We start from the raw sequence: 1,308 nt of genomic DNA, 5'->3' as shown, positions 1-1,308 counted from the left end.
TGGACCGTCCCGGGAATCTTGGAGGCTACGATTCCTGCGAACTTGCGAATGACGTAGCAGATTCCTGCGCCTTATAGAAGGCGCCTTCATACTCCTTCGGTGGAATATTACCGCAGAACGAGTGGAGCCTCGTCTCGTTGTACCAGGCAACCCATTCCATGGTTTCCAGCATCACGTCGGTGACACCCTGCCAGCCGCCGCGAAAGTCAATGAGCTCTTTCTTGTACAGACTGTTCAGCGACTCGGCAGCAGCGTTATCGTAAGAATCGCCTTTGCTGCCGACCGAGCGCACCGCGCCAATCTCCGCCAGACGCTTACTATAGCAGATCGACGTGTATTGCACACCCCGATCGGAATGATGCACCAGATCACCATCCAGGCCCTCACGACGCGACCATATCGCCATTTCCAGCGCCGACAAAGCCAGATCGGCCCGCAGATTATCCGCGACTTCCCAACCGACAATCATCCGCGAATACAAATCCATCACGAACGCCGTGTACACCCACCCGGACACAGTCGATACGTACGTCAGGTCGGCCACCCAGCGACGGTTCGGCGCCAGCGCAGCGAAGTCCCGCTCCAGCAGGTCAGCGGGCAGCTCCCCACCGGCCGGCAGCGTCGTGCGGGGCCGCTTACGGCGCGCACACGCGCCCTCGATACCTAATTCACGCATCAGCCGCTCGACCGTGCACCGCGCCACCACAATTCCTTGACGATTCAATTCGCGCCAGACCTTACGCGCCCCGTACACCTTCCTGCCCGGGTTCTCCCACACGCGCATAATCTCGACTTTCAACTCCTCATCGCGACACGCCCGAGCCGACGGCTCACGCTCGCGTCGCTTAGCCTCGTGATAGGTGGACGGGGCAAACTCCAGGACCACGCAGATCGGTTCCACGCCGAACCGATCCCGATGCAGGTCAATGAACTCGATTAGCGCGGCAGTCTCGGGTCGAGTTCCCGGGCGAAATAGGCGGACGCCGCCTTCAGAATCTCGTTGGCCCGACGCAGCTCACGGACTTCCCGCTCCAATTCCGCGATCCGCTGCGCGTCGCTCGATGTAGTGCCCGAGCGCTTTCCCTCATCGATTTCCGCCTGCCGCACCCAGGAGCGCAGCGCCTCGCGGTGCACGCCGAGCCGGTCGGCCACCCGGGCGATCGCCCCGGCCTTGCCTCCGTTCTCCTCACGCAGGTCGAACACCATCTTGATGGCGCGTTCACGCAGCTCTTGGGGGTACTTCCTCGGTGCGGGCACGACTCCCAGCCTTCCAGTCTTGGGAGCCTCCAACCAACCCGGGGCAGCTCA

The 1,308-nt window shown here is 62.2% G+C and carries 1 protein-coding gene and 1 other annotated feature; the gene reads right to left on the bottom strand.

All coding sequences use genetic code 11. From position 1 onward, the window contains the following. Positions 1-25: 25 nt before the first annotated feature. Positions 26-1,206, bottom strand: a protein-coding gene (locus ABN273_RS59180) for an IS3 family transposase (RefSeq protein ID WP_502911365.1) whose coding sequence is annotated in 2 segments (ribosomal slippage) — positions 26-972 and positions 972-1,206 — 1,182 coding nt in all. Because the reading frame shifts where the segments join, the coding sequence is not laid out codon by codon here. Next, positions 866-979 (bottom strand) — a sequence feature (AL1L pseudoknot). (Overlaps the previous gene by 114 nt.) Positions 1,207-1,308: the final 102 nt, after the last annotated feature.

Origin of the sequence: Nonomuraea sp. B19D2 (genome assembly GCF_040137845.1) — a bacterium.
Lineage (GTDB): Bacteria > Actinomycetota > Actinomycetes > Streptosporangiales > Streptosporangiaceae > Nonomuraea.
Note: the sequence above shows the minus strand (reverse complement) of the source record. Positions and strands in the feature narration are given on the sequence as shown.